Origin of the sequence: Paeniglutamicibacter antarcticus (genome assembly GCF_039544305.1) — a bacterium.
Classification (GTDB): Bacteria; Actinomycetota; Actinomycetes; order Actinomycetales; family Micrococcaceae; genus Paeniglutamicibacter; species Paeniglutamicibacter antarcticus_C.
Genome location: NZ_BAABLK010000022.1, coordinates 79,027 through 105,766 on the forward strand (window position 1 = coordinate 79,027; position 26,740 = coordinate 105,766).

Annotated in this window: 24 protein-coding genes; 11 read left to right on the forward strand and 13 right to left on the reverse strand. The window is 62.4% G+C overall.

Annotation, left to right across the window (positions count from 1 at the left end; translation table 11 throughout):
* The first annotated feature begins 84 nt into the window (after positions 1–84).
* Positions 85–705, forward strand: coding sequence for a class I SAM-dependent methyltransferase (locus ABEA12_RS05395; RefSeq protein ID WP_210099590.1), 621 nt, complete (start codon positions 85–87; stop codon positions 703–705).
* A 12-nt stretch (positions 706–717) separates the two neighbouring features.
* Here ABEA12_RS05395 and ABEA12_RS05400 read toward each other — a convergent pair whose 3' ends face one another.
* From ABEA12_RS05400 to ABEA12_RS05415, 4 genes are all read right to left on the reverse strand, one after another.
* Entirely contained in the window at positions 718–2,274 is a 1,557-nt protein-coding gene (locus ABEA12_RS05400) for a long-chain-fatty-acid--CoA ligase (RefSeq protein ID WP_210099591.1), read from the reverse strand.
* Between the two features lie 91 nt (positions 2,275–2,365).
* Positions 2,366–3,019 (reverse strand): SDR family oxidoreductase, encoded by a 654-nt coding sequence (locus tag ABEA12_RS05405; RefSeq protein ID WP_345466841.1) that lies wholly within the window; start codon positions 3,017–3,019, stop codon positions 2,366–2,368.
* A gap of 306 nt (positions 3,020–3,325) precedes the next feature.
* On the reverse strand, positions 3,326–3,790 hold the full coding sequence (rraA, locus tag ABEA12_RS05410; protein WP_210099592.1) for a ribonuclease E activity regulator RraA: 465 nt from the start codon (positions 3,788–3,790) through the stop codon (positions 3,326–3,328).
* 93 nt (positions 3,791–3,883) lie between these two features.
* A complete protein-coding gene (locus tag ABEA12_RS05415; RefSeq protein WP_210099593.1) occupies positions 3,884–4,729 on the reverse strand; it encodes a fumarylacetoacetate hydrolase family protein in 846 nt (281 codons plus the stop codon).
* Between the two features lie 211 nt (positions 4,730–4,940).
* Here ABEA12_RS05415 and ABEA12_RS05420 point away from each other — a divergent pair, with 211 nt between their 5' ends.
* Positions 4,941–5,198 (forward strand): hypothetical protein, encoded by a 258-nt coding sequence (locus ABEA12_RS05420; protein WP_345466846.1) that lies wholly within the window; start codon positions 4,941–4,943, stop codon positions 5,196–5,198.
* A 12-nt stretch (positions 5,199–5,210) separates the two neighbouring features.
* On the forward strand, positions 5,211–6,083 hold the full coding sequence (locus ABEA12_RS05425; RefSeq protein ID WP_210099594.1) for an FHA domain-containing protein: 873 nt from the start codon (positions 5,211–5,213) through the stop codon (positions 6,081–6,083).
* Positions 6,084–6,272: 189 nt separating this feature from the next.
* Here the strand turns inward: ABEA12_RS05425 and ABEA12_RS05430 are convergent, their stop codons facing one another.
* Both ABEA12_RS05430 and ABEA12_RS05435 read right to left on the reverse strand, forming a co-directional pair.
* Positions 6,273–6,911 (reverse strand): bifunctional 4-hydroxy-2-oxoglutarate aldolase/2-dehydro-3-deoxy-phosphogluconate aldolase, encoded by a 639-nt coding sequence (locus tag ABEA12_RS05430; RefSeq protein ID WP_210099595.1) that lies wholly within the window; start codon positions 6,909–6,911, stop codon positions 6,273–6,275.
* A 5-nt stretch (positions 6,912–6,916) separates the two neighbouring features.
* Positions 6,917–8,059 (reverse strand): amidohydrolase family protein, encoded by a 1,143-nt coding sequence (locus tag ABEA12_RS05435; RefSeq protein WP_210099596.1) that lies wholly within the window; start codon positions 8,057–8,059, stop codon positions 6,917–6,919.
* Between the two features lie 1,012 nt (positions 8,060–9,071).
* On the opposite strand from ABEA12_RS05435, the gene ABEA12_RS05440 reads away from it, so the two are divergent.
* The 5 genes from ABEA12_RS05440 to ABEA12_RS05460 all read left to right on the forward strand — a co-directional run bounded on the left by ABEA12_RS05440 (position 9,072) and on the right by ABEA12_RS05460 (position 14,785).
* Complete coding sequence (locus ABEA12_RS05440; RefSeq protein WP_210099597.1) at positions 9,072–9,713, forward strand: ABC transporter permease; 642 nt, start codon at positions 9,072–9,074, stop codon at positions 9,711–9,713.
* The gene (locus ABEA12_RS05445; protein WP_210099598.1) at positions 9,706–10,953 is read left to right on the forward strand and encodes an ABC transporter ATP-binding protein; all 1,248 of its coding nucleotides are present in this window, start codon (positions 9,706–9,708) and stop codon (positions 10,951–10,953) included. Before ABEA12_RS05440 ends, ABEA12_RS05445 begins: the two co-directional genes overlap by 8 nt.
* Complete coding sequence (locus ABEA12_RS05450) at positions 10,950–11,732, forward strand: ABC transporter permease (RefSeq protein WP_210099599.1); 783 nt, start codon at positions 10,950–10,952, stop codon at positions 11,730–11,732. Before ABEA12_RS05445 ends, ABEA12_RS05450 begins: the two co-directional genes overlap by 4 nt.
* A gap of 2 nt (positions 11,733–11,734) precedes the next feature.
* On the forward strand, positions 11,735–12,727 hold the full coding sequence (locus tag ABEA12_RS05455) for a glycine betaine ABC transporter substrate-binding protein (RefSeq protein WP_210099600.1): 993 nt from the start codon (positions 11,735–11,737) through the stop codon (positions 12,725–12,727).
* 183 nt (positions 12,728–12,910) lie between these two features.
* On the forward strand, positions 12,911–14,785 hold the full coding sequence (locus tag ABEA12_RS05460) for a plasmid pRiA4b ORF-3 family protein (RefSeq protein ID WP_210099601.1): 1,875 nt from the start codon (positions 12,911–12,913) through the stop codon (positions 14,783–14,785).
* A gap of 23 nt (positions 14,786–14,808) precedes the next feature.
* Here the strand turns inward: ABEA12_RS05460 and ABEA12_RS05465 are convergent, their stop codons facing one another.
* The 3 genes from ABEA12_RS05465 to ABEA12_RS05475 all read right to left on the reverse strand — a co-directional run bounded on the left by ABEA12_RS05465 (position 14,809) and on the right by ABEA12_RS05475 (position 17,219).
* On the reverse strand, positions 14,809–15,300 hold the full coding sequence (locus tag ABEA12_RS05465) for a nucleoside deaminase (protein ID WP_210099602.1): 492 nt from the start codon (positions 15,298–15,300) through the stop codon (positions 14,809–14,811).
* Between the two features lie 293 nt (positions 15,301–15,593).
* The gene (locus ABEA12_RS05470) at positions 15,594–16,214 is read right to left on the reverse strand and encodes a flavin reductase family protein (protein WP_210099603.1); all 621 of its coding nucleotides are present in this window, start codon (positions 16,212–16,214) and stop codon (positions 15,594–15,596) included.
* 189 nt (positions 16,215–16,403) lie between these two features.
* Positions 16,404–17,219 (reverse strand): DUF4184 family protein, encoded by an 816-nt coding sequence (locus ABEA12_RS05475; protein WP_210099604.1) that lies wholly within the window; start codon positions 17,217–17,219, stop codon positions 16,404–16,406.
* Between the two features lie 331 nt (positions 17,220–17,550).
* Here ABEA12_RS05475 and ABEA12_RS05480 point away from each other — a divergent pair, with 331 nt between their 5' ends.
* Both ABEA12_RS05480 and ABEA12_RS05485 read left to right on the forward strand, forming a co-directional pair.
* Entirely contained in the window at positions 17,551–19,965 is a 2,415-nt protein-coding gene (locus ABEA12_RS05480; protein WP_210099605.1) for an ABC transporter permease, read from the forward strand.
* A gap of 2 nt (positions 19,966–19,967) precedes the next feature.
* On the forward strand, positions 19,968–20,738 hold the full coding sequence (locus ABEA12_RS05485; RefSeq protein ID WP_210099606.1) for an ABC transporter ATP-binding protein: 771 nt from the start codon (positions 19,968–19,970) through the stop codon (positions 20,736–20,738).
* 24 nt (positions 20,739–20,762) lie between these two features.
* Here ABEA12_RS05485 and ABEA12_RS05490 read toward each other — a convergent pair whose 3' ends face one another.
* Entirely contained in the window at positions 20,763–21,704 is a 942-nt protein-coding gene (locus ABEA12_RS05490) for a LysR family transcriptional regulator (RefSeq protein ID WP_210099607.1), read from the reverse strand.
* 77 nt (positions 21,705–21,781) lie between these two features.
* Between ABEA12_RS05490 and ABEA12_RS05495 the strand changes: the two genes are divergently transcribed.
* On the forward strand, positions 21,782–23,521 hold the full coding sequence (locus ABEA12_RS05495) for an L-aspartate oxidase (RefSeq protein ID WP_210099608.1): 1,740 nt from the start codon (positions 21,782–21,784) through the stop codon (positions 23,519–23,521).
* An 80-nt stretch (positions 23,522–23,601) separates the two neighbouring features.
* On the opposite strand, the gene ABEA12_RS05500 is transcribed toward ABEA12_RS05495, so the two are convergent.
* Genes ABEA12_RS05500 through ABEA12_RS05510 form a run of 3 tightly spaced genes read right to left on the reverse strand, consistent with a single transcriptional unit; the run spans position 23,602 to position 26,547 of the window.
* Positions 23,602–24,240, reverse strand: coding sequence for a LutC/YkgG family protein (locus tag ABEA12_RS05500; protein WP_210099609.1), 639 nt, complete (start codon positions 24,238–24,240; stop codon positions 23,602–23,604).
* A 4-nt stretch (positions 24,241–24,244) separates the two neighbouring features.
* Positions 24,245–25,750: a LutB/LldF family L-lactate oxidation iron-sulfur protein gene (locus ABEA12_RS05505; protein WP_210099610.1), complete on the reverse strand. Its 1,506-nt coding sequence runs from the start codon at positions 25,748–25,750 to the stop codon at positions 24,245–24,247.
* The gene (locus ABEA12_RS05510; protein WP_210099611.1) at positions 25,747–26,547 is read right to left on the reverse strand and encodes a (Fe-S)-binding protein; all 801 of its coding nucleotides are present in this window, start codon (positions 26,545–26,547) and stop codon (positions 25,747–25,749) included. Before ABEA12_RS05510 ends, ABEA12_RS05505 begins: the two co-directional genes overlap by 4 nt.
* Positions 26,548–26,740: the final 193 nt, after the last annotated feature.

Genomic DNA, 26,740 nt, shown 5'->3' on the forward strand with positions numbered 1-26,740 from the left:
CCCGTCCCTTGCCACCGAAACGGTGCAGGCAGAGACTGGTGGAATGGAGCATCACCAAAGCACCGCGTCGGCGGGAGGAGCCTGATGGCAAACTTGTACGTGAAGCATGTGCTGCCGCGCCTCGTCGCATTCTCCTGCGCGAACGCGTCCCTGGCGCCGTTGCGCGCCCGGGTTTGCACGGGGCTTGAAGGGCGGGTGCTGGAGCCGGGGTTCGGCTCGGGCACCAACATCGCCCACTACCCCGGGACGGTCAGCGAGGTCGTGGCCATCGAGCCCTCGGATACCGCGTGGCGGCTCTCGGGGAAAGAGCGCGCCTCATCCGCCACAACGATCGTGCGCGGATCCCAAGATGCCCAGCGCCTTGACGAGCCGGCAGCCTCCTTCGATGCTGCGTTGAGCACCTTCACGCTGTGCACCGTCCCGGATGCCGAGGTTGCACTGGAAGAGATCGCCCGGGTCCTTAAGCCCGGAGGGACACTGCACTTCCTGGAACACGGGCTGGCCCCCGATTCGAATGTCCGGCGCTTCCAGCGCAGGGTTGAACCCCTGCAGAAGGTGCTTGCCGGTGGCTGCCACCTGACCCGCCGCGTCGAAGCGATGCTTGACGCGGCGGGCTTCGTGGTCACGGAACTGGACACCTTTTACCTGCCCGGTGCCCCCCGTTTCGAATCCGCGCTCAGCATGGGCACCGCAACCCGTCCCTAACGGCCGGGACGCCTAGTCCTTGGCGTACCGGGTCACCAGTTCACGCTTGAGGATCTTTCCGCTGGGGCCCAGCGGGAAATCCGTGACGATCTCGATCAGCCGCGGATACTTGTAGGCAGCCAGCCGTTCCTGGGCGTAGTCGCCGATGGCCTTGGCATCGAGCAGGCTCTCGGCGGCGAGCGTCACGGCAGCGACGATTTCCTGGCCATGGGTGTCATCGGGCACCCCGAACACCGCGACGTTGGTGATTTCCGGGTGCGTGAACAACGCTTCCTCCACTTCACGCGGGTACACGTTGTAGCCGTTGCGCAGGATCATGTCCTTCTTGCGGTCCACGATGGTGATGTAGCCATCGGTGTCCTTGGTGCCCAGGTCCCCGGTGCGGAACCAGCCATCGACAACGGCCTCGGCGGTGGCCTCGGGCCGGTTCAGGTAGCCGGAGAACAAGTTGTGCCCGCGCACCACCAGCTCGCCCAGTTCGTCGGTTTCCAACAACTCGATGGCATCGGAGACCTCGGGGCGCGCGACTTCGATCTGAACGCCCCAGATGGCCTGGCCCACGGTACCGGGCCGCGGTTCGAGCCCCACGTGGTTGAAGGATGCCACCGGGGAGGTCTCGGTCAACCCGTAACCCTCGTGGATGACGGCGCCGAAGTGCTCGCTGAACCCCTCGAGGACCGCCAGGGGCAGTGCCGATCCCCCGGAGACGGCATAGCGCAGCGCGGTTGCGGGTTCCGGGCGCTCCTTGGCGGCGGCCAACAGTCCCACGTACATGGTGGGTACCCCGATGAAGATGTTCACTCCCTCATCGAGCAGCATGGAAAGCGCTGCTTCCCCGGTGAACTTGGGCAGCAGCAAGATCTCGGCCCCAGCACGCAGTCCCGCATTCAGGGCCACCGTCTGCCCGAAGGTGTGGAAGAGCGGCAGGCCGCCAAAGATCTTGTCGCCGATGCGCATGTCGAAGGTGTTCATCAGCAGCACGTTGACCTGTTCGACCAGTGCGAAGTGGGTTCCCAGTGCGCCCTTGGGCTTGCCGGTGGTTCCCGAGGTGTAGAGGATCGTGGCGATGTCCAGCGGACCCCGGGGCACATAGGTCCTGATCGGTGTTGCCGCCGCGGCCAGGTCCTCGAGCCGGGCGAACCGGTTATCCTCGGGGGAGGAGAGCACGCTGATCACCGTGGCACCGGCGGCCGCGGCCCCCGGTGCGCCTTCACCCAGCAGCGGGGCGGCGCACACCATCATCTTGACCTCGGCGTCGGCGAGCATGTATTCGATCTCGTGGCGCTTGAGCAGGGCATGGATGGGCACGGCCACCGCGCCCAAGGCGAGCACCGCATAGTAGACCCGGGCAAAGTCGGTGACGTTGGGGATCAGGATGGCGACCTTGTCCCCGTCGCCGATCCCGGCCTCGGCCAGTGCCCCGGCATACGCGCGGGTCTGGTCCCAGAGGTCCTTGTAGCTGGTGCTAGCCCCGCCCAAGGTAATTGCGGGTAGCTCCGGGTGGCGCTTGGCGGCTTCGGCCAGGATCGCTGCGACGGACAGGGTGGCGTTCGGAACGACTTCGTGCACGGCGGTTCTCCCAAGACAGAGGTGGATTGCGTATGCCCTATCCTGCGCGTACCGGCCGGTAGGTGTCAATGAAACCGGTGCAACCTCCGGCTTAGCTGGTGCCGCCGATGACGCGTTCCAGCGGGGTGTTTCCGTCGCTGAACCCGATGGTCCGGCCGATGCTTGCCGGTTCGTCCAAGGCCGCAACAATGGCCTGGGCGACGTTGCCCCGGGAGGTCGATGAATCGGCGGATGACTCCGGTGCCGGGTTCAGCGCCCCGGTGGCATCCTCCAGTGTCAGCGACCCCGGAGCAAGGATGGTGTAGTCAAGGTCGCTGGAGCGCAGGTGCTCGTCGGCGGCGATCTTGGCGGCCATGTACGGGTAGAACGGGTCATCCAGGGGCACGAGGTGTTCGGTGTCCGCATTGAGGAAGGAAACCATGATGAATCGCTTGGTCCCTGCGATGTCGGCACCGTTCATGGAACGGATGGCGGCGTCGCGGTCCACTGCGTAGGTGCGCTCGGGGGCTCCTCCGCCGGCGCCGGCGGAGAAAACGATGGCGTCGGAGCCTTCGAAGACCTCGGCGAGTTCCGCGGCTGACGCGCTCTCGACATCCAGGACCACTGCGGTGGCTCCAAGCTCTGCGATGTCGCCTACATGCTCGGGGTTGCGAACGATGGAGAGGACCTCGTCGCCGCGTTCGGACAACCGGGAGGCTGCCAACAGTGCGATCTTTCCGTGTCCGCCAATGATCGTGACCTTCATGATGCTCCTTTGGTTGGTGTGTGGGGTGGGGCCAGCCCGGGGGAAAAGACGGATAGCCCATCTGTCCGCCGGCTGCAGGCCGTCCGGTACAGACCGGCGGGATCCCCGGGCTTCGGTGGTTCCCTGTTGTGGTGTTGAACAGGGCCAACGGCCCTTTTTATTCCGGGAGGGCTCGCGGCGCAATGTCGTTGGACAGTGGGCCACCGGTTCGCACGGCGTCTTTGTCTCCCGCGGGGGGTGCTGCTGGATGTTGGGTTCTTGCCGCTTTTCCCGTGCCGGGACCGGCTGCGGGGGAACCGGTGCGGACTAGGAAGTCACAAGGATGCCGTCTTCGTCCGCATGCAGGGTTGCCCCGGGGGAGAAGGTGACCCCGCCAAAGGCCACGACGATATCCACCGCGCCGATGGAGTCCTTGGCGCTCTTGCGCGGGTTGGATCCCAGCGCCTTGATGCCCAGCTCCGTTCGGGCCAACGCCGCGCGGTCCCGGATTGCACCGTTGATCACGACGCCGGCCCAGCCGTTGGATACCGCTGCCGCCGCGATCATGTCGCCCATCAGCGCGGATTCTAGCGATCCGGCACCGTCGACCACCAGGACTGCGCCACCGCCGGGGGAGTTGAGCAGCGATTTGACCAGCCCGTTGTCCCGGTAACAGCGCACAGTGCGCACCGGGCCGCTGAAGCGCGCCAGGGCGCCGAGGTCTTCGAATTGCAGGGACACCGATTGCAGGGACTCGTCGGCATCAAAGAGGTCACACGTGGTAAAGGTCATGGGCCATAGCCTACGAGCCTCGACCGGGATTTGGCTGCGGTGTTACGTATTCCATCTTGGCCGGTGCCGGTATCTGGGCCGCGTAGCCTTGGCCTAGATGAACACGTTGCGGCTGGTACCCAAGGACTCGATGGAGGTTTCCAGTTCATCCCCGGCCTTGAGCCAGGGGTGGCGTCCGGACCCGTTGCGCCGTCCCAGTGCCACGCCGGCAGGCGTTCCGGTGAGGATGATGTCCCCGGGGCTCAACCGGTTGAACACCGAAAGGTAGGCCACCAGGGCTGCGGGAGAGAAGACGAGGTCGGCGGTGGAGTCTTCCTGGACGACTTCGCCATTGACACGTGTGGTGATCCTAGCGTCCTTGGTGAAGGCCTCGGGGGTGACCAGCCATGGACCCAACGGTGTCGCGGCATCCCAGCACTTGCCCTGCGTCCATTCGGTGCTTCGGCCTTGGTAGCCACGCATTGACACGTCGTTGGAGACCGCGTAGCCGGCAATGTGCTTGTGGGCATCGGCCTCGGTGATGCGGCGTCCGGGGGAACCGATGATGACTGCGAGCTCACCCTCCCAATCGATGCGGTGGTCCTCGGCCGGGATCTCGATCCGGTCGTTGGCCCCGGTGAGCGATGAAGCGAACTTGGTGAAGACCGTGGGGAACTCCGGTTCCTCCTTGCCGACCTCGGCAATGTGGTTGCGGTAGTTCAGCCCGATGCAGTACACCTTGGCGGGGTTGCTGATCAGCGGGGCGTAGTTGGCGCTCCCAAGCGGAGTCCCGTCACCGGTTGCTGCGGCTCCCAGGGCTTGCGTGCGCGCTTGGACATCGGCGGCCAGGAAGGCACCGACATCGGGGAACCCGTCAAGGCCGACAAAGTGGTCCTCGGTGATCAATGCGGCAAAGGTGTTTTCGGGAGCGTCGCTGTGGCGCAACGTGGCAAGTTTCATTCCCATATCCCATCACATCAAGCGGCCAATGCGGTTGACGATGACATAGCTAAAAGGCAGCATGTGGCAATAGGGGCTGCAGCTGCTCGAAGGCGGGGCAGAGGTGCTTGCATTGTCGAAAATCACGGCTATTCTTGACTCAGGTCGCTAGCCTAGCTAGATAAATTAATCTTTAGCGATTCTTGTTCCTACTAATCGGAGTGTGGTTGTAGTGGAAGACACCGGAATTAACGCAGCATCGGGACAGCCTGAGGCGGAAATCGGCGATTGGTCGGATCTTGGCCGTGAACTATGGACCTACCTGACCGGACGTGGCGCTGCGGTTAACTACACGCTGGTGGACATGACCGTGGAAGTCCCTCGTGACATCGGGCCCGATGCACCGCGGGCCACGTGGAAATTCGACGGAACATTGCGTGTCACCACGAGTGATGATGAAGCCGCGGGTTCAGATCCCTACCGCAAGTAGGCGGACTGTGCCATGCGCTTTGACATAGACATGACGTTTTCCGTTCAATCGCCCGGCGACGGTAAAAGCCAGCCGGAGCAGACCAACGGAACTATCAAGGCGGCCGGACGGACGATTACCGTCACAGCCGATTCGCTTTCGGACTTCCCCTCGGCGAGAACCATTGACCGAAGCGGGCTGAACGAGTTTGCGCAAAAGCTCAAGGAAGCCGGGATCACACTCGTCGTTGACGGGCCTGACGGGAACCTCGTCAACCTCGGAAATGTGAAGTCGAATCTCATCTCCAGGATCGGCACCAGCTCCTCCGCCGTCAGGGTCGGCAAGCTTAGTGCCTCCCGCAAGCTTCTGTCACGCAAATCCGGTGCGGGCATGGGAGAGAGCGTGGCGATCCCCGGGACCATGTTCCCTCTGGTGCCCACGGTTCTGCGAAACTACCGCCGACGCCCCACCACTACGCACTACACCCGAGGCAGTGGCGCACCGCGACTGATTTACGTCAAGGACAGCGAAAGCTGGAACGGCAAGGCGCCGAAGGTTTTTGCCATTCCCGATGAGGGACTGGACATCGGAAGTGCTGAGAGTCCAGGTCTCGTGCTTCCTGGCCTAGACCCGATTCACGCCAAGGTCGTGCACAACGAGCTTGACGAGTATGTGCTTGTTGCCGTCGGCCGGGTAGGTGGAAGCGCCGGGCTGAAGCCCGGGAGCGAATACACGCTTCGAAGCGGTGCCCGGGTCGAGCTCGGGGATTGGAGAATCCTTTTTTACCGCGAAGAGTACGCGGACCATGGTCGGCCCTACGGTGGGCGAAACGGAGGTGAGCTTTCGTTCCAGAAGCCTCAATACAACATGCACACCGGTCGCGTTGAGCGCGATTCGAGCGTGTAGGTACTCCGCGTTCCGAGACTGTCGCCGCGGATTTTTCCTGATGTACATGAAGCCATCGATGGGCGGCTTCATGTACATCACGCGTTAACCGCCGGGGCAGGACTGGCAGGGCAGTACCTCGCTTGGGTCCTGCCCGTGGTGGATCAAGAGCCGTATCGCGGCATCCACGGGCAGTACCATGCACCTGTTCTAGTGGTGCAGGACGGAGGTGAACTCGCCTGCGAGCCTGGAGATCGCCTCGTGTTCCCCTGCTGCCACCAAGGCGCCGGGGACCACGGCGGAATCGACGCAGACTGCCAGTGCCCCGGCTTCGAGAAATTCATTGGCGTTGGCCAGCGTGATGCGTCCGGTCGCCAGGAGCCGCACGCCCGGGTAAGGCTCGAGCAGGTCGCTGAGGTACCCCGAACCCATCGTGCCGGCGGGGAAGATCTTGACCATTGCGCTACCTAGGTCAAGGGCCATGGCGACCTCCGATGGGGTCATGGCTCCGAGGCAGAAGGGCACCCCGGCTTGGACCGCAACTTCGGCCACTTCCGGGCGGATGCCTGGAGAAACGATGAACTGGGCTCCCGCGTCGATTGCTGCCCGCGCCTGGTCGGCGTAAAGCACGGTGCCTGCCCCCACGGTGGCACCATGGGTGTATGCCGTCTCGGCCGCCCAAGCCAGGTGCGTGAGCATGTCGGGGATGGTGAAGGTCAGCTCGACGGCGTTGATGCCGCCGGCGACCAACGCGCCGCAGAGTTCGGCGGCATCGGTGATGGCCTCGGTGCGCACCACCGCAAGGGACCTGTCCCGCTTGAGCAGCTCGATCATTTCCGGTGTGTTCATAGGGATTACGTAGTTCCTTCCGCGCCGCGGCGCAGGGAGCGGCCGGCCGAGGCCGACATGGGTCGATGGTCGAAGACGGCCGGCACGCCGTTTACGAACACATAGGTGGTTCCTGCCCCCGGTTGCCGTGGATCGGCAAAGGCGGCCACATCAATAATGGCATCCGGGTCGAAAACCAGCACATCGGCGGCATGGCCCGTTGCGAGGACTCCGCGGTTGGCAAGGCCCAAGATGGACGCCGGCAGGCCCGTCATCTGGTGGATCGCCGAAGTCAGGTCCACGGGTTCGGCAATGTTGGCCTGAGCGGGATTGCAGCCGATGCTGCGCAGGTCTTCATCGGTGCAGCTGCCCTGCAGCATTTCTGTGGACAGTGAATCGGCTCGCAATATCCGCAAGAACGTGCTGATGGGATCCGAGGATTGGATGGCCGCGATCTGCTTGATGGATTGCCCCACCAGAACATCGAGTTGCCCGGATTCCACCATGGAGATGACGATCTCGTCCCAATCAGGGTTTTCTGAGGCTTCAATATCGGCACGGATCCGCGACACGGTTTCCTCTTCGCGGAGCTCGGCCAGAATCTCGTCGGTTTCGCCCGAGCGGGCCCAACTGGGCAACAAAGAGGCGAGCATCCCTGGACTCTCGAGGTGGGAGGGGGAAGCTGCGGAATTGGTCGCTGTGCCGTGCTGGCTGTCGGTGGGGTTCTCTGCTTCGGAGCCAGCTGCCTGGACGCCCTCTGTTTCCCTGGAATCCATAAAGGCAATGTTGGTTCCCTGGACTGATTCGAGCGGGCCCCCTGAACCATTGCCCAGCGGTGCGCTGACTGAGGCTTCAAGTCCCAGGACCTCGGTGGTGACGCCCCGGGCGAGTGCGGACTGCCCGGATTCCCCGCCGCTCGCGGCGGTGCCCGAAGTCCCGAACATGTCAATGAAGCCCGGGCAGGTCACGAGGTTGGTGCCGTCGATGACCACGGTGGCCCCGTCGTCGTTGTACGCGCCGAAAGGCAGGACAGCGGCAATAATTCCGTCCTGGAGGACGATGTCTCCCGGGAACGCGGGACTGCCGGCGCCGTCGATGATACGTGTGTGAGTGATGGCGGTGCGTATAGCGGTGAAGCACACCGATTCTGAAGAGATTGGATCGTCCACTGCAATTTCCTTTCCGAGAGGTCCAGCGGCTAAGTGCCCGCGGAACAGTGAAGATGGCGGTCACACAGGTCTCATGTCTAACACGATGCGAAAAATACCGACAATGCACCATCACGGGATACCGACGGGTGGCGGCCGCCTAGATGGCCGGCTGGCGTGAATCAAGCATTCCAGAGGTCTCCGGATCGATGGAGGGAATCGATAATTCGGTATCGGAATCATTGTCTCATCTAATTCAATTTTGAAAGCAAGGATCCTATGCCGACGAACCAGTTTATCGACTGTGACTAGTGGTCATTGGCGCAGATTTCGGCTGGCCGGCATATTTCGGTCGCGGAGCGGCCGGAGCAGCCGAAGGCTGTGCATCGAGCTGGGCTGAGCCAGTGGGGAAATGCCGACCGGCCTGGAGCGCGTTCGTCCATTCGAGGACAAGGAAGTGGGTCCGAACCGAGTGCTCGACGGGCGTTGGCCTTGCGGAACCACCGCATGATGGGGGTCACGAACAAGGTCAAGCGCAGTAACGCGGCAGATACCGGCCCTCGGGTGATTCCGGGACTTCGTTGTGAAACTGCAGGTAAGGGTGATCGACACCGGAGGAGGGAGCGGTGCGCCAGCGCAGTGACCTTCACGGTTACCTGATATTCAAGGAGGCTAGCGCCAACGCCGTCAAGTCAAGCTGCGATTTCGTTTGGCAAGCCTGACGCGGGGTCCAGCAGAGCCGGCGGTAGTGGAAATGATCCATAAATCGAAACTAATCAGTTTGATTGAACTGATCGACTTTTGCGGAATAATCGAAAGTTTTCAGATAATTTTGGTTTTTTGGACCACGAAGAAATCAGCAAGATTACGATATCTTCGATGTAAATCCACCAATTTCAGAATCATCACGATATGACTAGGAGGCGATTCGAAAGTGGATATGCTCTCGCCAGTCACGTAGGTTTACACCGTATCCGAGGTCGTTCGGGCCGACGAGAGCAGGCTACGTAACCAAAGTGAAGCAGGTTTTGATGTGTTTGAATTTATTGGCGACAGTTACCGCCAAATATTGTTTTCCTCTTGGCAGCACTTTTCCCTCGTTGCGCAGTGTCTGATCCTGGCAACGATCATCGCGGTGGGCATCGCGGCGTTGGTCTATCGAAATAAATCACTGTCCGGCCTGGCCAACGGCATTTCCGCGATCGGGCTGACCGTTCCCTCCTTCGCTGCGATCGGGTTGTTGATCGCACCGTTCGGGTTCGGTGTCACGCCGTCGGTCATCGTCGTTACCTTCTTTGCAGCCTTGCCGATCGTTCGCAATGCCATCGTCGGCCTGGACGGGATATCCCCGGCCATCGTTGAATCGGCACGCGGCATCGGCATGAGCCGCATGCGCACCCTGGCCACCGTAGAGCTTCCCATGGCATGGCCCGTCATCCTTTCGGGCATCCGGGTATCGGCTCAGATGGTCATGGGCGTTGCCGCGATTGCCGCCTATGCGTTGGGCCCGGGCCTTGGCGGTTTCATTTTCTCCGGACTCTCCCGGATCGGCGGCGCGAAGTCCCTTGACTCCTTGCTTGTCGGTGTCATCGGAGTTGTCATCCTGGCATTCATTCTTGATCTCATCCTGCTCGGCATCGGCCGACTAACCACACCGCGAGGTATCCGTGTCTGAATCCATTGGCGCCAACACTGGCACATCCATCTTGCTTGAAGAAGTCACCAAGCAATACCCAGGCCAAGTCAAGCCGGCAGTCGGCGGACTCACCCTGGAAATCCCGGCCGGAAGCCTCGTTATGTTCGTCGGCCCCTCGGGCTGCGGCAAGACAACCACGCTTAAGATGATCAACCGCCTGATCGAACCCACAGGCGGCAAGATCGTCATCAACGGCCAAGACGTCACCAAGATGGACGGCGACACGCTGCGCCGTGGAATCGGCTACGTCATCCAGGCCGGCGGCCTTTTTCCGCACATGACCGTTGCCACCAACATCGGCCTCGTTCCCAAAATGCTTGGTTGGGACAAGGCCAAGATCGCCGAGCGGGTCGACGAACTGCTCGAACTGGTCTCCCTGGACCCGGCCATCTATCGCGATCGCTACCCCAAGGAACTCTCCGGTGGGCAGCAGCAACGCGTGGGTGTCGCCCGTGCACTGGCCGCCGACCCGCCGGTCCTGCTCATGGACGAGCCCTTCGGCGCTGTGGACCCGATCACCCGCCAACGCTTGCAGGACGAACTGCTGAACATCCAGTCGGAAGTGCAGAAGACAATCGTCTGTGTCACCCACGACTTCGACGAAGCGGTGAAGCTCGGCGACTGGATCGCCATCTTCGACGAGGGCGCGCAGTTGGTCCAGTACGACTCGCCGGAACGAATCCTGGCCAACCCGGCCAATGAATTCGTCGAGAACTTCATTGGATCCGGTGCCGGGCTCAAGCAGCTGACGCTCACCCGGGTGAACGAGGTTGAGCTTGTGGAGGCCGTCACCGCGCTGCCCGGGGACCTGGCCAGCGATGTCCTGTCCAAGCTCCAGGGGGCCGGTGCCCCCACGGCGGTGGTGCTCGATAGCCGCCGTCGCCCGCTTCGCCGCCTGACACGGCGCCAGCTCTCACGGATGCAACTGGTCGATGACACCGTTGATGCTTCGATGCCGGTGGTCAGCGACCAGTCCACATTGAATGACGCGTTGGACACCATGCTTGTTGCCAGCGCAGATACCGCTGTGGTCACCGGTCGGCGCGAGGTGTTCCAGGGCCTGATCAACGTGCAGACCATCATGGAGGCCATCTCCGCGGCCAACTCGGCGGTTGGCGGAGATGAGGCCCCCGTGGGCCTGAACTCCGGTGCCATTCCGGCGCTGTCGGTCGAGAACGCGATGGCTGCCCAGACACCCAGCGCGGAGGAGCCACGATGAGTGCGAATGCGCAAACCGTTCAGGGCAACCCGGCGGCAGCGGTCCTCAAGCCGGTGCAGCACCCGTGGCGGATATTGTCCTTGCAGCTTGTGGGAATCCTGGTGGCCATCGCCGCACTTTTGACCTGGATCTTCACCGCCGATCTCACCGAGACCGAAAGCACCACGTTGGCCGCGGACGCCCTCTTGGTATATACGCGCGAACACCTGAGCCTCACGGCCGTCTCGGCGGTCATCGTGCTCGTCATTGCGATCCCGTTGGGGATCGTGCTCACCCGGCCGTCAATGCGCCGCTTCACCAACCCTGTCATGGCCATAGCCAACATCGGCCAGGCGGCTCCCGCAGTTGGCCTGATCGTGCTCCTGGCATTTTGGATCGGGTTCGGATACTGGGCAGCAATCGTCTCGCTGGTGGTCTATGCGATCCTGCCGGTATTGACCAACACCATGGTCGGGTTGAAACAAGTTGACGAGCGGCTCGTCGAAGCTGGTCGAGGAATGGGCATGAGTTCAATGTCCGTGCTCTTCAGGGTCGAACTTCCGCTGGCGATCCCGGTCATGCTCTCAGGGGTGCGAACCGCGCTGGTATTGCTGGTGGGTACGGCCACCCTGGCCGCCTTCATCAATGGCGGCGGACTGGGCATCTTGATCATCACCGGTGTCAACCTGGGGCTGACTTTCGTCCTGGTCGCGGGCTCTCTGCTAGTGGCGCTGTTGGCATTGTTAGTTGATTGGCTTGGCCGCGCTTTCGAACAGCTGGCCCGCCCGAAGGGACTTTAGATATGAAACTCGGAAAATTCTTGAAGTCCGCCACCGTGGTGGCGGCCGCGGGCCTGGTGCTGAGCGGGTGTGGCCTGGCTCCGGCCACCAGCTACGTACCGCTGGCGGCACCGGGCAGCATCCAGCCTCTGGAGGGCTTGGAAGCCGGCGCAAAGATGACGGTGACCGGCAAGAACTACACCGAGGCACTGATCCTGGGCAAGATCGCCGTGCTGGCCTCGCAGGCCGCCGGATTCAAGGTCACCGACCTGACCAATGTGCCTGGCAGTGTCCCGGCACGCAAGCTGCTCGTCTCCGGGCGGGCCGACGTGATGTGGGACTACACCGGCACCGCATGGCTGACGTACATGGGTCACGAGGAAGGGATCCCGGATCCGGAGGAACAATGGCAGGCCGTTCATGACGAGGACTTGGACAACGGAGTCCTGTGGGGCCAGCCCGCTCCGATGAACAATACCTACGCGATGGCCGTACGCACCGAAGCGGTCAAGGACCTGGGCGGGATCAGCAAGCTGTCCCAGCTCAAGGACCTGCCTGTGAAGGACCGGACGTTTTGCGTTGAATCGGAATTCAACTCCCGCTCCGACGGCATGAACCCGATGCTCGAGCACTACGGTCTCAAGCGCGGGGACCCCCAAGGGGTGCCTGACTCCAACATCGGGATCTACGACACCGGCGCCGTTTACAGCGCCACCGACAAGGGCGATTGCAACTTCGGCGAGGTGTTCACCACCGACGGGCGAATCAAGGCCCTGGGCCTGACGGTACTCGAGGACGATGAGGGGTTCTTCCCCGCCTACAACGGTGCACCGGTCTTTTACAAGGCCTTTGTCGATGAGTACCCGGGAATCGTCGATGTCTTTGCGCAGATATCCCCGCTGCTCACCGTCGAGGCTCTTCAGGCCATGAACCTCGAGGTTGACGTCAAGGGACGTGAGCCCGCCGATGTCGCTTTCGAATGGATGGTCGACAAGGGCCTGGTGACCAAACCGTAGGCACGGAAAGACCACGAAAGAGCATTTTGTAGTCCCGAGGGGCCGGTCCATCAGGACCGGCCCCTCGGTCCTGTCAGACCGGTGCGCGGGACCCGGCTGCCGGGAACCGGCTTGTGCCGGCACGATGGTCGTCTTAGCCTTGATGCCAGGACGGAGCCAGCATTCCAGATGAATTGGAGCCCCATGGGCAAGAAGAACAAGAACCATCCGGCCAAGAAATCACGAAAGCCAAAGACAGGATCCCATCCCGGACGGCTCAACGATTCCTCTGTGCCGGTTTCCATTGGCTCCTTTCGTGCACAAAAACTCCTCGCTCCACTGACGGCGGGATTCGTGTCGTGGTTTGAAGATTCCGAGGGCGAACCGGACGAGGCCTTGGCCTGCCTGCAGATCGCGGGTGTGGCCTTGGGGGAGTTGCTCGATGCTACGCCCATGAACAACATCACGTCTTTCGCCTTCGGCGACGTGACCGCGGTTTTGGATTCGCTCGGGGAAGAGCTGGGCGAAGACGTGGCAGTAGTGGCGGGGGCCTTGCACCTCTACCTCGATTTCCTCTTTGAGACCGACCGGTGGTCCGGAACGGTCGAGGACTATGAGCAAGTGCATGCATTGTTTGGGGACGAAGAAATTTCCGTCCCCGAGCTGCCGGAAATCTTCATCCCGGAAATCCCCCTAGCCGAAGAACTGGCCGCCTTCGAAGCAATGCCATTGACTGCCCATGTCACCGCTTTGCTCGCATGGCTTGGGGCAGGACGGCCGGTGACAAGCACAGGGGTGCTGCGTCTGGCGGATATTGAGCAGGCGGCCGCCTGCGTTGGCGTCGCGGCCATCGGAACCCGGCAACGTCCTGCTACCGACCAGCACGCGATACCGGGATTGGAAACCCCCGCCGATGATCCCAGTGACGGCGGACCGCTCAAGGTTCGCTCGATGAATGATGTTCCGGTGCTGAACGAGCTCTGGGCTGCGATGCTCGAGGCCGGTCTCCTGGATGTGCGTTCAACCAAGGCCGTCCCCGGGGAAGTGGGCAGGGCGTGGACGGAAGCGTCGGACCCGGTGCGGCTTGAAGCCTATCGAAGCCTCGCCACCGGCTACCTGGCCAGCCTGGAGGAGGCAGTGGCAACTACCATGATGTTGGGCCCGTCCCTGTGGCTTATGCACAAGATGGTGTTGACCCTTGGATGCGGGCCAACCCCGTTGCCGGTGGAGCGAATCGAGATGGCGGGCAATTCTCCGAAGCCTGGCGGGGATGATGACGGGTTCATGCTGATGGCCATCGCCGGAACCGCGATGGACCACTTCCGTCTGATGGCGGAGCTGGGGTTGGTCCGGATTGATACCCATGTCACGGTTCCGGAGCATATGGTTCGCAGCGTCGAGGAGGTGTTCGCCGTCGACCTGTGGGACGACGAAGGCCACTTTGCTCTGGGGTCCCGTGCGGAGGAGGCCATCGGGGCCCAGCGGACCGCCACACACGAATCGGATGCGCCTGTCTATCGGCTCAAGGTCATGCTGGTGGGTTCGAAACCACCGGTATGGCGGCGCCTCCTGGTGCCCTCCGATTCCAGGTTGGATGACCTGCACCGCCTGATCCAAATGGCATTCTTCTGGGACGACAGCCACCTGCACGCCTTCCAGAAAGACGGATACCGAGGAACTATGTACTCCTGCGATCCCGAGGGTTCCGGTCCCTGGGATGATGTGCACGTCCACGAGTGCGGTGTCGTACTTTCTGCGGTGCTGGGCATCGAAGGCGATGCCATCGACTACACCTATGACTTCGGCGACGACTGGCGCCACCGCGTGACGCTTGAAAAGGTCCTGGAAGCGAACACGAACCAGCTGGTACCTTCCTGTACCGCAGGACGGGGGATGGCGCCCTTTGAAGACGCCGGCGGCGTCTGGGGCTGGGCCGAGAAGATCGAAGCAGCCAACGACGCCCAGCATCCCGAACACGCGCAATGTCGTCAATGGCTTGGACTCGAAGAAGGTCACGTCCTGGATCCCAAGGAATTCAACAAGGATGAGATCAACGAAATGCTGCGGATCCTGGGCTAAGGTACGAACCGTTCGGTTCGCCCCTAGTATTCGATGCGGGTGTCGAGATTTGACCACAGTGCGAAGGGCTCACGATGGTCGAAGCCCTCATCAGTGATGTGCTCGACGCGCATCATGGCCGAGCGGTCGGCCGGATCGCCCTCGAAGAATTCGTAGAACGCCGCATCATCGAAGCCTGCGGCGGCTGCCTCGTGCCGGTCAGCGGCATAGACCACGCGGGAGACCCGTGCCCACAGCGCGGAGGCCAGGCACATAGGGCAGGGCTCGCAGCTGGTGTAGAGCACTGCACCACTCAGGTCGAAGGTGCCCAGTGTTTTACAGGCGTTGCGGATGGCGGTGACTTCGGCATGGGCGGTGGGATCGTTGCTTGCGGTGACCCTGTTGACGCCTTCGAAGCGTGATCCGTCTGCGGTGACAATCAGGGCACCGAACGGGCCACCCGCATTGCGGACGTTCTCTGCGGCGATGGCGACGGCTGCTGCCATGTTTTCCGCTGAAAGGATGGAATTGTTCATGGTGCGACTTCCTTGTGCTCCAGACGAAACCATGGAGCAAGGTGCCTTGGTCTTGCGCTTTCCAGGCGTCCCTCCACAGCTTCGAAACGGCTGATGGATTAGTTGCGCCTGGTTGTTAACTTCCCTCTAACTGGGGGAAGTCCGCCTTTGGCCATCACAAAGTTAGCAAGGAAAAGTGGGCTGCGCCACTGTTTGTCTGAAAAGTGACAGCTGTGTCGCGAAAGCCAGGCTGGAAACGTGCGCCGGTGGGTCGCTGGGGCAGGACGGGAGAGCCACTTCCTGACTCCGGATTCTTAGTCTTTTTGGGTGTTTGCACCCCACTGCTCCAGGGTGATGCGGTCCAGGGCCAGCACTTCGCCGAGGGTTCCCCACTGGTTGCTTCCCAACCGTGCGACGGGGTCCAACCGTTCGGGCTGTGGATGCCCGGCCTCGTTGAGCATCGACTCATCAAGGGCAACGTGCGTGACCAAGCCCAGCACCAGGAAGGAATTGCCCACCTCGATGATCCGGTGCAGGGAGCATTCAAGGGCGGCGGGGGAGCCTGCAATCCGGGGAGCTGCCACAGTGCGGCTGGGCTCTTTCCTCAGCCCCGCGGCATCGAACTCGCTGATATCGCTGGGGAACTCGGTGGCAGTGGCGTTGATTTGTTCCATCAGCGCGCGGGGCGCGAGGTTGACCACGAATTCGCCGGTGGACTCGATGTTTCGCAGCGTGTCCTTGCGTGTCACCGAGGTGAACTGCACGATCCCGGGGTCCGCGGAAGCCACCGTGAAGAACGAATGCGGGGCCAGATTGGCTAGGCCCGCTTCGTTGAGGGTGGATACCCATGCGATCGGGCGCGGGATCACCAACGAGGTCAGCAGTCGGTAGACATTGCGGACCGGCAGGGCCCCGGCGTCGAGTTCAATGCGCATGGTCCAAGCACAACACATCAGGGCCATGGTGACGAACCACCGATTCCGGTGCGACCATGCTCGGGGACGGGTTGGGGTTGTGCAGCCGTGTTTGGTTCGCGGGCAGGAGATGTCCGCGCGGGCCAGTGGTTCAGGCTTGGGCGCCCACGCAGAAGACCGACGCCGAACCCGGTCCGGGAGGCGAGGGCCCTAGGCGCTTCGCTGGTTGATTTTTCGCACTTTCTTGGCGAGGACCATACCCTGCCAGATGAGGCCGTAGGCCGCAAGCACGATGATCAGGGCTGCACCGCCGCGGGTGCTGGCGATCCACAAGAACGATTCGACGCTGAGCCCGGCATCCGAGGAAAACCCGCCGGCAACCGCCAGCCCTGCCACCAACATCGTAGGCACCAGCAGCAATGCTCCGACCAGGGTTGCCCGGAGGGCAACCCTTTGCGTTCGTTGCTCGTGGATAGGTACAGGGGTTGCCTTCAGCCGCTTGAGGTACCACAGGAGCATGATCAACAGACCGGCCAGGGTGCTAAGGTGCTGCAGGATCCGGTAGATCGGGAAGCCGCTGATGATCTCGGTGCCCAAGAAGGGGAGCTGTTGGACCACCCAGCCATGGGAATGGGTGAAGGCGTCCCATGCGATATGGGTGAAAAGCCCGAGCACCAAGGAGTAGAAGATCCACAGCGCAATGCGTGCGCTGCTGGGTTTGCGTCCCGTGGGCTTTGTCTTGGCGGGCACCCACGCATCGGGCGTAGCCCAGCGCAGGGGGCGTGCAACCAACCACAGGAAGCCGCAGAGAACCAAGGCCAAGGGCAGACCCACGGAGAGGATCTGCGCGAAGTCATGCGAGTTGCCGCCGTTAAGAATCGGTTCGTACCAAGCATCGCTGGTGGAGGACACCATGGCGAAATACGGGAGGTCCGGCGCCATCGCACCGGCCACCAAAGCGATCGGCACGAAGGGTTCGCGCAGGAAGGGCAGGACGGCAGCCGGGTGGGCCAGAGTGAAAGGCAAGAGGATCCTCGGGACGATGCGTCGGATCCCACGGAGCAACGGGTTTTTGTTGCGGATGGGTCCGGCATCAAGCCTATCCCTATTTAGTTATCGCGTGCCGACGGGCTACTGGCCGGCGGCAGCGGGGCCAACACTGCCCGGACGGCCGTGCTTGGCCGAGATATCGGGGACCGGCCCGATTTTCCCGGGGGAGGACCAGGGCTTCCCCTGATACCGGTCGGAAGAGCAAAAACATAAGCTGATTCTCAACCGCCTGACAGGAGCCCGTCATGAGTATCATTTTCCCGAGTGTGCCGCAGGCGATGGTTCCGTCGGGCTTGGGGGACCCCGGATGAAGGATTCCTTGTACCTCCGATACGCGTACAACGACCTGGTCCGGAACAAGGGCGTCAACATATCCCTGTTCGTCATGTTCATCATCAGTGCGTTCTTGATGTCCACCGGTGCGATGGTGATGGAACGCTCGGTGGGTTCGGTCAACGCCCTGTTCGAGCAAGCCAAGCCACCGCACTTTCTGCAGATGCACAAGGGCAAGGCCGATGCCGAGGCGCTGGCCGAGTTCGCCGGGGAACACCCGGAGATCGATTCGTGGCTCATTGAGGACATGCTCGGATTCGACGGGGCGGCCGTCTCGTGGCAGCGACCTTCCACCGGTGGTGCCGGCGATTTTTCCTCCAGCCTGATCGACAACCTCTTTGTGGCACAGAACGAGGACTTCGACTTCCTCATTGACGGTGCCGGCACAATTCCCCGGCCCGCTGCGGGTGAGGTCTATGTTCCGGTGGGCTACCAACAGGGTTTCGGCCTGCAGATCGGTGACGAATTGGATATCCGCACGGATACCGGAAACCACCAGCTGGTGATTCGGGGTTTCGTCCGCGATTCCCAGATGGCTTCTTCGCTGTCCTCGGCCACCAGGTTCCTGGTGGCCGAGGAGGACTTCGAAGACCTGGCCGTTGCCGGCGGCGGGGAGGCCGAGATCATTCTCGAGTATCGACTCGCTGACAGTGCCTCGTCGGCACAGTTCCAGAAGACCTACGAGTCAGTGGACGCCCTGCCGAAGAACGGACAGGCGGTGACGTTCCAGATGATCCGGCTGATCAATGTCTTCAGCGACGGCTTGGTCGCCGTGGCCTTGGTCTTCGTCAGTGGGCTGTTGATGCTGATCGCCTTGTTGAACCTGCGTTTCGTGATTCGCGGGGCGTTGGAGGACGAGGTGAGGGAAATCGGTGTGATGAAGGCGATCGGCCTTCCCCATCGGAGCATCACCGGGCTCTACCTGGGTAAGTACACTGTCATGGCCCTGCTGGGCTGCATTGTTGGCGGGGCGTTGGGTGTGATTGCTACCGGACTGCTCACGCGCAGCGTGCAGGCAAACTACGCCCAGGCACCCGTGGGACCGGTGACGTTCCTGGTACCCGCGGCTGCGTTGCTGTTGGTCTTCACGATCGTCGTCGCGATGTGCCACGGTGTGCTGCGCGGGGTGAAAAAGATCGAGGTTGTCGGTGCGTTGGTGCACGGCAGCACCCTGAATGAAACGCAGACCGCCCGACGGGCGAAGACGCTGGCCCGGCGTGCGAAGCGCAGCGAGTCATCCTTGACCGGTCCCGGGAGCATGAACCATCGCCTGGCGCTGCTTGATCTACGGGCCGAAGCCGGCCAATGGGCCCTGATCCCCGTGGTCTTTGCCTTGGTGGCGATCTTGGTCATCCTGCCCACCAACCTGCTGACTACCTTCCAAAGCCCCCGATTTATCACCTACATGGGAGCCCCGGAAAGCGACCTGCGCATCGATCTGCAATTCTCCTACGACATGGACGCCGCGCACCGGGGCATCCTCGCCGATTTGGAAGCCGACGAACGGATCACCGCGATACGCGACTTCGCCGAAGTCCTTTACCAAACACCGGGAGAAGAGGGGTGGGAGCGACTGCGGGTCACGGTCGGCGACTACTCCGGGGACACCGTGGCCTTCCTTGAAGGCCAGGGACCGAGGACGGGCGAGATTGCCCTATCGGTGATGAACGCGAACCAGTACAACCTGTCGATCGGTGATGAGATGTCCATTCGAGGCGATACGGCGGATGGCACCAAGGCCGTCACGGTCAGCGGGATCTACCAAGACGTCACCAGCGGCGGGTACACCGGCAAGATGCCGGGTGGGGGTGATAGCAAGGACGCCCTGGGATTCGTGATGTATGCCGACACCGCCAAGGACCTGGACCCGGGAACCCTGGCGCGCGAATACAACCAGAGCCACACCTCGGCCACCGTGATCCCGATGCGCGAGTACATGGCGCAAACACTGGCCTACGTCACCGAAGCGTTTCACAGTGCGGCCATCCTGGCGTACATTTTTGGGCTCGGCGTTGCTTTGTTGATCACGGTCCTGTTCCTGAAGCTGCGCCTCACCAAGGACAAATCCAAGATGGGTGTGCTCAGCGCCATCGGATTCTCCTCGCGTGAGCTCGCTGGCCAGGTCAAGCTCAAGATCCTGCTCACCGTCGTGGCCGGTACGCTCATCGGTGTTGTCGTGGCCGCGACGGCAGGAGACGCACTCGTCGGTGCCGCGATCTCCCAAGCGGGACTCGGGATTTCGTCCTTGCACTTCATCCCCGTGCCGTGGCTGGTCTACCTCATCTACCCGTTGAGCCTGATCTCTGCGGGATACCTCGGAGCCGTGGCGCTGACCTCACGATTGCACGCCGCAGACAAGAGCTCATGGCTCAAGGGATCACAGGAGTAAGCATGGAAACGACCGCGACCGCGACACTTGAGTGCCGGAACCTCACCAAGACGTTTTATTCAACGGATCCACCGGCCCAGGTGCTCAACGGGATCGATCTGAAGGTGGAAGCCGGCGAATTCCTCGTCGTCATGGGGGCCTCGGGCTCCGGGAAGTCGACCCTGCTCTACAGCATCAGCGGCATGGATCGACCCACCAGCGGATCCGTCCTGCTCCAGGGGCGCGACCTGACCTCGCTGAACGATACGCAGATGAGCCAGGTCCGGCTGACGCAGATGGGCTTCATCTTCCAGCGGAGCCATTTCCTGGGGAACCTGAACATCCGCGACAACATCCTGTTGCCGGCGCTGAAGGCATCGCCGCACGATCGGGAAGCGGCCATCGCTCGGGTTGATTCGTTGATGGGGCGATTCGGCATCACCGCTATCAAGCGGCACGGAATCACCGAGGCCTCCGGCGGCCAGTTGCAGCGCGCCTCCATCAGCCGGGCCCTGGCCTCGGAGCCGGCAATTCTCTTTGCCGACGAACCCACCGGTGCCTTGAACAGCAGCATGTCGAAAGAGGTCATGGACGCTTTGAGCGATGTGCATGCCGGTGGAAGGACAATCGTGATGGTGACGCACGATCCTGGATGTGCGGCTCGCGGAGACCGGGTCATCTACTTGCGCGATGGGCTGCTGGTCGATTCGCGCCACCTCGGGACATGGAGCCAAGACCAAGCGACCCAGCGCGAGGACGAGCTGTCGGACTGGCTGAGGAACCTCGGGTTTTAGGATGGCGGGTCCAACGAGATACCGCTACGGGGCCCGAGTGATCAGCCCGTTTGTCGTGTTGCCGGTGGAGGAGAACACCTCGGCCGTGGAGATGATCAGTTCCTGCATCGCTTTGGCGGCACGTGTCAGGGCGACGTCCCTGCGGTGCGCGAGGCTGATCGTGCGCTCGAGCCCTGGATCGATAAGGCGGACCGAACGCAGGCCGGGTCGATCCACCAGGACCATTGCCGGCACCACGGCAACACCAAGCCCGCGTTCCACACAACGCAACACGGCATCCATTTCAGCTCCCTCGAGCACCACTTTCGGCCTTAGGCCCGCGTCGTTGAAGGCCTGCATGGTTGCTGCCCGCAGGTCATAGCTTTCGTGGAAGGTGATCTGCGGCAGGGCAGCCAGTTCCACCAGAGTCAACGGCCGGTCGCTTCCGAGCAGTGATCCGTGGGTTGCGGAGATGACAACCAGCTCCTCGACAAGCAAGGGGAGTCGAGACAAGCTTGTCGAGGGCCCCGTCAGCTCTTCCGAGGTGGTGATCAGCGCCAAATCGAGTGTGCCGCCGGCGAGATCCTTGAGCAGCCCGCGGGAGCCTCGTTCGCTCAGATGCAGTTCTATGCCCGGATACTGCCCGTGAAATGCGGTCAGCACCTCCGCAACGATGCTGATGCACAGCGTCGGTGTGGCTCCGAGCCTCACCCGGCCCGTGGAAAGCCCGGCCAGCTCCTGCATTTCGTGGCGAACCGTTTCTGCATCGGCCAGCATCCGTCCGGCTAGGGGGAGAAGTGCTTCCCCGGCATCGGTCAATGTGATGTTGCCCCGGGCCCGGTTAAAAAGCGTGGCACCGAGGTCTGCTTCCAAGGTTGAGATCTGTCTGCTCAGGGAGGGTTGGGCCAAGTGAAGATAGGCGGCAGCACGGGTGAAATGGCCAATACGGGCAACTTCGACGAAACTTTGAAGCTGTTCAAGATTCATGTCAATAGCATATGCGCATGGAGACAAGCGTAAAGATTCATTGGACTAATCGTGGCGTTATTCCTAGCGTTGAAACCATGAGCCAAACGAAAGCCAATGAACAACAGATTTCCACTACCGTCCTGGTTATCGGTACCGGGGGATCGGGCCTGCGGGCTGCGATTGAGCTGGCGGAGATGGGTGTGGACGTCCTTGCGCTGGGCAAGCGCGGGCGAAACGACGCGCACACCTCGCTTGCTGCCGGTGGCATCAATGCTGCGCTGGGCACCATGGACGAAGACGACACCTGGCAGCAACACGCTGCTGACACCATCAAGGAAAGTTACTACCTGGCGAACCCGCATACGGTGGAAATCGTTGCGAGGGGAGCTGCCCAGGGAATACAGGACCTAGAACGATACGGGATGGGATTCGCCCGCGAAGACGACGGCCGCATCTCGCAGCGCTTTTTTGGCGCACACACCTTCCGCCGGACCGCCTTTGCCGGCGACTACACCGGACTGGAAATCCAGCGCAGCCTGGTGCGGCGTGCCGAGCAGCTGCATATCCCGATCCTGGACTCGGTCTACGTCACCCGGCTGCTGGTACGCGACAACCAGGTCTTCGGCGCCTATGGCTTCGACATCAACACCGGCAAGCGCTACCGCATCCATGCGGACTCGGTCATTCTTGCCGCAGGTGGCCACACCCGCATCTGGCGCCGGACCTCATCGCGCCGCGACGAAAACACCGGGGACGCCTTCCGCCTGGCGGTGGATGCGGGTGCCCGGCTGCGTGATCCTGAACTTGTGCAGTTCCACCCCTCGGGAATCATCGAACCGGAAAACGCCGCAGGGACCCTGATCTCTGAGGCGGCACGCGGGGAAGGCGGTATCTTGCGCAACTCGTTGGGGGAGCGCTTCATGGAACGTTACGACCCGGTGCGCAAGGAACTCTCAACCAGGGACCGGGTGGCACTTGCCGCCTACACGGAGATCAAGGAAGGACGCGGCACCAAGAACGGCGGGGTCTGGCTCGACGTGTCCCACCTGCCACGAAAAACCATCATGGAGCGTCTGCCAAGGGTCTACCAAACCATGCTCGAGGTGCAGATGCTTGACATCACGGCAGAGCCGATCGAGATCGCGCCCACCGCGCATTACTCAATGGGCGGGGTCTGGGTCCGGCCCGAAGACCACAGCACCGATGTCGAGGGACTCTACGCCATTGGTGAGGCCTCCAGCGGTCTTCACGGTGCCAACCGATTGGGCGGCAACTCATTGATCGAGCTGCTGGTCTTCGGACGTATCGTGGCACGCGCGGCAGCCAAGTACTCCGCCTCGCTCGATTCCCAGCCGCGCTCGGCCGAAGCCCTGGCGCTTGCGCGGGCCGAGATCGAAGACCTGCTGGAGGCCGATGGCCAGGAAAACGTGCGGGAGCTCCAACGTGCCATACGCAACATGATGACGGAGCACGCCGGTGTCGTGCGGGACGAGGAGAGCTTGCTGACCGGCTTGGCCAAGCTCAAGAACATCGAGGCACGCATGGACAACGTCGGGATCCACCCGGATATCGCTGGCTACCATGACCTGGCCCATGCGTTTGACCTAAAGGGATCTGCCCTGGCTGCCCGGGCAACCCTGGAGGCGGCAATCGAACGCAGGGAGACCCGGGGTTGCCACAACCGCAGCGACTACCCCCAGATGGATCCTGCCTTGCAGGTCAACCTCGTGTGGTCTCCAACGGCCGGTGTGATCCGCGAGGAGATCCCGGAGATCCCGGTGGAGATCTCTGAGCTGATCAAGGAGATTTCCACCGCGGGCAAGTTGCTGGAGTAAACGGACCGAGCGGTATATGACTGTGACCCGACGGGATCTCCAGCCGGGTCACATACCATGGTTGCCCTTCACCGGCGGGGCTAGAGTCCCTTGACGATGATGACGTCCAGCTGGCGTGGGCCGTGCACGCCCTCGACGCGTTCAAGCTCGATGTCGCTGGTGGCGCTCGGTCCGGAGATCCAGGTCAGCGGTCGGGTGATATCCATCCTGGGCAGCGCCTCGGGCAGCAGCTGGACGATGCTGGAGACCGGAACCACGCACAAGTGATGGTCCGGCACCAGCGAAATGGCGCGGCGGCCCTGGTCCGGTGTCCCGTCAAGCACGATGGTGCCCGACTCGGCAATCGAGACCGCCGAGGAGGTCAGCACGGCGCTGGTGCCATCGAGTTCCGGAACGCCCAACACCGAACCCGGCGCATCGATGCGGCGGCGCGTATCCTCGCGCAAGGCATCGGTGTCCAGCCAGGTCTGGTCGATTCCATGGGGAACAACGTAGCTGGTGGCGTCCTTGAGCCGTTCGGCGATCGTTGCCGGTAGGTCCTGGGTTGCGACAACGTCCACGTGTGCCTTGTAGTCCTCGAGCCTGTCCACCAGCAGGTCGATGAGCTCGGCCTCTGGCATCTCAGAGGTCATCCGGTACTTCCGGGGGACGGGCTCCGTGATCGGCGCGTCATGCAGTGCGGAGGTGATGCGGGAGAGGATTTCTTCCTTGGCGTTCATCTGCTTAGTTCTCCTGCTCGTTGCTTGCGGCCGCCGGCTCGTGGTCCTTCTTCCACCAGTCCCTGAAGGACTTCGACGGCGGGGCCGGAATGTCGCGGGACTGTGTCCACCCGGCGGCGATGCCCGGAAGGCGCTTGATCTTCTTGTCGCGCCCGGCAGCCAGCTTGCCCAGCGGCAGGCCCTTTTCCAGAAGGGCAAGGTGCTTGCCGGAGGAGAACGCCCACTGGGAGCCCTTCATCATCAAATCCATCTGCGTCGGCAGCTTCTTCTCGCCGCGCTTGGAATCGACATCCTCACCGCGCAGGTGCACCAGGATCTCGGGGATGTTGATCTTCACCGGGCAGGCGTCGTAACAGGCGCCGCACAGCGACGAGGCGTAGGGCAACGAACTGTTTTCCTCGCTCGTGATGCCGGTGAGCAGCGGGGTGAGGATGGCGCCGATGGGGCCCGGGTAGGTCGAACCATAGGCGTGGCCGCCGGTTCGCTCGTATACCGGGCACACGTTCATGCACGCGGAGCAGCGGATGCAGTTCAACGCGGTGCGTCCATACTTGTCGGCCAGGGCCGCGGTGCGGCCGTTGTCCATGAGCACCAGGTGCACGTTCTGCGGTCCGTCGCCCTCGGTGACCCCGGTCCACAGCGAGGTGTAGGGGTTCATGCGCTCCCCGGTGGAGGAACGCGGCAACAACTGCATGAAGACCTCGAGGTCCTCCTTGGCCGGAAGCAGCTTCTCGATGCCCATGACGGTGATCAGGGTTTCGGGCAGGGTCAGGCACATGCGGCCGTTGCCCTCGGACTCCACGACGGCGAGGGTGCCGGAGTCGGCCAGGGCGAAGTTGGCGCCGGAGATGGCGACCTTGGCGCAGAGGAACTTGCGGCGCAGGTGTTCTCGGGCGGCCATGGCCAGCATGCGGGGTTCGTTGGTGAGCTCCGGGTCCACGTTCGGCATCTCCGCCAGGAAGATGTCGCGCACCTCGGTGCGGTTCTTGTGGATGGCCGGGACCAGGATGTGGCTGGGCTTGTCGTGGCCCAGCTGGATGATGAGCTCGGCAAGGTCGGTCTCGAAGGCAGAGATGCCTTCCTGCTCGAGGTAGTCGTTGAGCCCGATTTCCTCGGTGGCCATGGACTTGACCTTGACGACCTCGGTAGTGTCCTGTTCCTTGACCAGATCCGTGACGATCCTGTTGGCCTCACCGGCATCGCGGGCCCAGTGGATCACCCCGCCGCGTGCGGTGAAATTCTTTTCGAACTCCTCCAGCAGAGCCGGAAGGTTGGCCATGACATGGTTCTTGGTGGCCGCCCCTGCATCGCGCAGTTCCTCCCAGTCGGGAAGTTCCCCAACGACCTTCAGGCGCTTGTCCCGGATGGTGTGGGTGGCATGGCGCAGGTTGGCGCGCATCTGGGTGTTGCCCAGTTCGCGGTGGGCCGCGGCCGGGAATGGCTCCTCGATGTGGAGGTTGCCGTCCCCGAAGACCGGGAGGCTTGGCATTCCCACGAAAACGCTGCTCATCGCGTGCCCGCCTTTCCGACAAGGACCTCGCCGGTCACGGAGACCGGCTCATCGATGGTGCTGGCCAGGATCTCGGCAAAGTGAAGCGTGGTGGTCTCCGACTTGGTGCGCGAAAGCCCCCCGCCGATGTGCATGAGGCAGGACGCATCCCCGCCGGAACACAAGGTGGCTCCGGTGGACTCGATGTTTTCGGCCTTGTCCTCGAGCATTGCCGAGGAGACGTCGGCGTTCTTCATGGAGAAGGTTCCGCCGAAGCCACAGCACTGGTCGGCCTCGGGCAGACCCGCGACTCCTATGCCACTAACACTCTTGAGCAGATCAAGCTGGCGGTCCCCGAGCTTCAGCGAGCGCATGCCATGGCAGGAGGGGTGGTAGGTGATTTGGTGCGGGAAGTAGGAGCCGAGTTGTTCCGCGGCGTTGGTGATTCCCAGGACGTCGACCAGCAGTTGGGAGAGTTCGTAGGTCTTGGCGCCCACGGCCTCGGCGCGTGCCTTCAGGCCGGCGTCGCCGCAGCGTTCGGCCAGTATCGGGTGTTGGTGCTTGACCGAGGCCACGCAGGAGCCCGACGGGGCCACTGCAACATCGTAGGTTTCCGCTTCGAAGGCGTTGACATGGTTGACGACCACGGGGAGGGCTTCATCCATGTAGCCGGAGTTGATGTGCATCTGGCCGCAGCATGCCTGGCCGGTGGGGAAAATGACCTCGTGGCCCAGGCGTTCAAGGATCTTGACGGTGGCACGCGCGGTTTGCGGATACATGGCATCAACAATGCAGGTGGCGAAAAGTGCGATTTTCATTCAGCGGCCCTTCCGGCGTGCTCTGCCGAGGTATTGGTGTGGTCTGACCATACTAGGTCGTGATGGGGCCCACGTCTACTTGCCGGCCGCGATCGCGGGTTCTGTGATCCCACTCACCGAGCGGCTCTCGTTTGGGTTATGCTTTCGTGGTCAGACCATAGTGGTCGGACCACGGTCATCTCAAATAGGGCCA

Bases quoted from the DNA above. Each gene is read 5' to 3' on its own strand.
- ABEA12_RS05500 (WP_210099609.1), bottom strand. From the start codon at position 24,240: ATGAACGCCAAGGAAGAAATCCTCTCCCGCATCACCTCCGCACTGCAT.
- ABEA12_RS05425 (WP_210099594.1), top strand. From the start codon at position 5,211: ATGCGCTTTGACATAGACATGACGTTTTCCGTTCAATCGCCCGGCGAC.
- ABEA12_RS05430 (WP_210099595.1), bottom strand. From the start codon at position 6,911: ATGAACACACCGGAAATGATCGAGCTGCTCAAGCGGGACAGGTCCCTT.
- ABEA12_RS05395 (WP_210099590.1), top strand. From the start codon at position 85: ATGGCAAACTTGTACGTGAAGCATGTGCTGCCGCGCCTCGTCGCATTC.
- ABEA12_RS05405 (WP_345466841.1), bottom strand. From the start codon at position 3,019: ATGAAGGTCACGATCATTGGCGGACACGGAAAGATCGCACTGTTGGCA.
- ABEA12_RS05490 (WP_210099607.1), bottom strand. From the start codon at position 21,704: ATGAATCTTGAACAGCTTCAAAGTTTCGTCGAAGTTGCCCGTATTGGC.
- ABEA12_RS05455 (WP_210099600.1), top strand. From the start codon at position 11,735: ATGAAACTCGGAAAATTCTTGAAGTCCGCCACCGTGGTGGCGGCCGCG.
- ABEA12_RS05480 (WP_210099605.1), top strand. From the start codon at position 17,551: ATGAAGGATTCCTTGTACCTCCGATACGCGTACAACGACCTGGTCCGG.
- ABEA12_RS05415 (WP_210099593.1), bottom strand. From the start codon at position 4,729: ATGAAACTTGCCACGTTGCGCCACAGCGACGCTCCCGAAAACACCTTT.
- ABEA12_RS05505 (WP_210099610.1), bottom strand. From the start codon at position 25,750: ATGAGCAGCGTTTTCGTGGGAATGCCAAGCCTCCCGGTCTTCGGGGAC.
- ABEA12_RS05460 (WP_210099601.1), top strand. From the start codon at position 12,911: ATGGGCAAGAAGAACAAGAACCATCCGGCCAAGAAATCACGAAAGCCA.
- ABEA12_RS05470 (WP_210099603.1), bottom strand. From the start codon at position 16,214: ATGCGCATTGAACTCGACGCCGGGGCCCTGCCGGTCCGCAATGTCTAC.
- ABEA12_RS05495 (WP_210099608.1), top strand. From the start codon at position 21,782: ATGAGCCAAACGAAAGCCAATGAACAACAGATTTCCACTACCGTCCTG.
- ABEA12_RS05465 (WP_210099602.1), bottom strand. From the start codon at position 15,300: ATGAACAATTCCATCCTTTCAGCGGAAAACATGGCAGCAGCCGTCGCC.
- rraA (WP_210099592.1), bottom strand. From the start codon at position 3,790: ATGACCTTTACCACGTGTGACCTCTTTGATGCCGACGAGTCCCTGCAA.
- ABEA12_RS05510 (WP_210099611.1), bottom strand. From the start codon at position 26,547: ATGAAAATCGCACTTTTCGCCACCTGCATTGTTGATGCCATGTATCCG.
- ABEA12_RS05485 (WP_210099606.1), top strand. From the start codon at position 19,968: ATGGAAACGACCGCGACCGCGACACTTGAGTGCCGGAACCTCACCAAG.
- ABEA12_RS05450 (WP_210099599.1), top strand. From the start codon at position 10,950: ATGAGTGCGAATGCGCAAACCGTTCAGGGCAACCCGGCGGCAGCGGTC.